The organism is Streptomyces sp. KR55, assembly GCF_052245645.1.
Taxonomy (GTDB): domain Bacteria; phylum Actinomycetota; class Actinomycetes; order Streptomycetales; family Streptomycetaceae; genus Streptomyces; species Streptomyces flavusporus.
This window is the reverse complement of the sequence record NZ_JBQQCE010000788.1, coordinates 1-2,600: the sequence shown is the minus strand read 5'-3', so window position 1 is coordinate 2,600 and position 2,600 is coordinate 1. Positions and strand designations below refer to the sequence as shown.

Sequence of the window (2,600 nt, the reverse complement as noted above, 5' to 3'; positions counted from 1 at the left end):
AAACAAATGGACGCCGAGGCCGGAGCCTGGAAGGCCGCGAAGCTCCACGTAGGGCATAAACTCTCTCAAAGAGCACCAGCCGCAAGAGCGACGTAGTGCCACAAGCGATACCTAAACGCCCACTAAGTGGGTGTTCTGCGAGCTTTCGTCGGGTCTCAGCTTGAGTCGGCGGCTGGGATGTGTGGTGTCGGCCGGGGCAGGGTGAACAGACCTGGCTCGGGCTCGGTGAGGATGCCTCTGTTGACCAAGTGTTTCAGCTTGGCACGCATGCCCTCGGTGTGCCGCGGTTCGGTGCCGGTGCCCAGCGCCTTGCACACGTCCTTGGCGCGGAGCGCGTCCGCGGCCTGCTCGATGGCGGCCAGGATCTCGTGGTAGCCGGGCGGAAGCGGTTCGGGTGGCGGGAGACCGTCCTCGGCGTCCAGTTCCAGGACGGTCTCGCGGGTGCTCTCGAGCCGCTCCGAGGTACGTTCGGCGGCGGCGAGTTGCTCGCTGAGCTGGGTGATCTGCTCACGCAGCCGTTCGTCTGTGACAACTACTCTCCGCACCTGACCACGAGGCGCTGCCAGCGGGTCGGGACGTGGGCGGCGGCGAACAACGTGGAGATCGCCTAAACCCCGACCAACAGCTCCTGGCTCAACCGGATCGAGGCCCAGTTCACCGCCCTGCGCTACTTTGCTCTCGACGGCACCGACCACACCAGCCACAAGCAGCAGGCAAGCATGATCCGCCGCTACATCATCTGGCGGAACAAGCACGCCGCCGACGAACGCCTTCGCGAGGTCGTGAACAGGGCGAACGTTGCCTGATCGGCACTAGGTCCTGTCCGGCCGTACGGCTGAACCGTACGAGCGTACGCATCCTGTCGGGCCGACCGGGCAGAGGTGTCACATGGCCACATCCACGCCACCCACATCGACGTCCGGGGGCGCACCGGACCACCAGCCGTCGCTCAAACGGGCCATCGGCCCGAAGCTGCTGATCCTCTTCGTGGTCGGCGACATCCTGGGCACCGGCATCTACGCCACGACCGGCAAGGTCGCGGGAAAGGTCGGCGGCGCACTGTGGCTGCCGTTCGTGATCGGCTTCGTCGTCGCGCTACTGACTGCGGCGTCGTACGTCGAACTCGTCGGCAAGTACCCGAAGGCGGCTGGCGCCGCGCTCTACACGCAGAGGGCGTTCAAGGTCCCCTTCCTGACCTTCATCATCGCCTTCATGGTGATGTGCTCGGGCCTGTCGTCCGCGAGCGCGGCCGCCCGCGCGTTCAGCGGGGACTACTTTCAGGAGTTCACCACCGCGATCCCGCCGATCCTGATCGCGATCGTCTTCATCCTCGCCCTCGCCTCGCTGGCGCTGCGCGGTGTGTCGGAGTCGGTGAAGACCAATGTGGTGCTCACCTTCGTCGAGCTGACCGGCCTGCTGATCATCCTCGCGATCGGCACGTGGGCGGTGCTGACGGGCGGCGGAGAGCCGTCCCGGCTGGGCGAATTCCAGGCGGAGGGCACGGGGTACGCGCTGTTGACGAGCGTGCTGGGCGCCACCGCCCTGGGCTTCTTCGCCTTCGTCGGCTTCGAGGACTCCGTCAACATGGCGGAGGAGACGAAGGACCCGGTCCGCACCTTCCCCCGCGCGATCTTCACCGGCGTCGCCGTCACCGGCACGATCTATGTACTGGTAGCGCTCGTCTCGTCGCTGCTCGTCCCGTACCAGACGCTGGAGCAGTCCAGCGGGCCGCTGCTGGAGGTCGTCAAGGCTGGCGGGGTCTCCTTCCCGCCGAAGCTCTTCGCGGCCATTGCGCTCTTCGCGGTCACCAACTCGGCGCTGATCAACATCATGATGGCGTCGCGGCTCTGCTACGGGCTGGCGAACGAGAAGGTCCTGCCGAAGGGCATGGGCCGCGTGCTGCGCCGCCGGCGCACGCCCATCACCGGGATCATCTTCGTCACGCTGCTGGCGATCGGCCTGGTGTCGACGGGCGAGATCGAGGGGCTCGGCGACACCACGGCGTTCCTGCTGCTGTGCGTCTTCGCGGTGGTCAACGTGGCCGTGCTGGTGCTGCGCAAGGACAGCGTCGCGCACGAGCACTTCCGTACGCCGACGATCCTGCCGGTGCTCGGGGCGATCACGGCGATCATCCTGGCGAGTCCGTTGTCGGAGCGGGCGGCGGATGTGTACATCCGGGCGGGGGTGCTGATCGGGATCGGGATCGTGCTGTGGGCGGTCAACAAGGTGTGGATGAAGCTCCGCCACGAGAAGGAGGCGGCCCGAGGGTGACCCCCGAGGGCTTCGGGTGACTCCCCGAGGGCCGTGCCCCCGGATGCCTCAGCGTCGGCGGGCGCCGCCCGCCAGCGCGTCGCCCGCCGTGCGGTAGGACGCCGCGCGGGGGCCGGCCGGGCTACAGCGGGGCACCCGGTCGGCCCGGACCCAGAACAGCGCGTCTGCGGCGCGCTCCCGCGTGCCGATGAGCGCGCCTTGAGCCACATGCCCGCGCCGACGCCCGCCAGCAGCACAGTCGAGCCATTGTCAATAGCTATGGATCAAATGTCCGGTGAGGTCATGTCGTATGGGCGGTGTCGATCGCGGCGTCGGAGGCAGGCTCGGTC

Annotated in this window: 3 protein-coding genes and 1 pseudogene; 2 read left to right on the top strand and 2 right to left on the bottom strand. The window is 67.7% G+C overall.

The window, feature by feature from the left end; translation table 11 throughout:
* Positions 1-155: 155 nt before the first annotated feature.
* A complete protein-coding gene (locus ACTWQJ_RS50090) occupies positions 156-545 on the bottom strand; it encodes a hypothetical protein (RefSeq protein ID WP_443312999.1) in 390 nt (129 codons plus the stop codon).
* Here ACTWQJ_RS50090 and ACTWQJ_RS50085 point away from each other — a divergent pair.
* Positions 522-806 (top strand): annotated as a pseudogene (locus tag ACTWQJ_RS50085) (IS630 family transposase); the annotation flags it as partial. The gene ACTWQJ_RS50090 and the pseudogene ACTWQJ_RS50085 sit on opposite strands and share 24 nt — an antisense overlap.
* An 82-nt stretch (positions 807-888) precedes the next feature.
* The gene (locus ACTWQJ_RS50080) at positions 889-2,271 is read left to right on the top strand and encodes an APC family permease (RefSeq protein WP_443312998.1); all 1,383 of its coding nucleotides are present in this window, start codon (positions 889-891) and stop codon (positions 2,269-2,271) included.
* Positions 2,272-2,319: 48 nt separating this feature from the next.
* Here the strand turns inward: ACTWQJ_RS50080 and ACTWQJ_RS50075 are convergent, their stop codons facing one another.
* On the bottom strand, positions 2,320-2,478 hold the full coding sequence (locus tag ACTWQJ_RS50075) for a hypothetical protein (protein WP_443312997.1): 159 nt from the start codon (positions 2,476-2,478) through the stop codon (positions 2,320-2,322).
* Positions 2,479-2,600 lie beyond the last annotated feature (122 nt).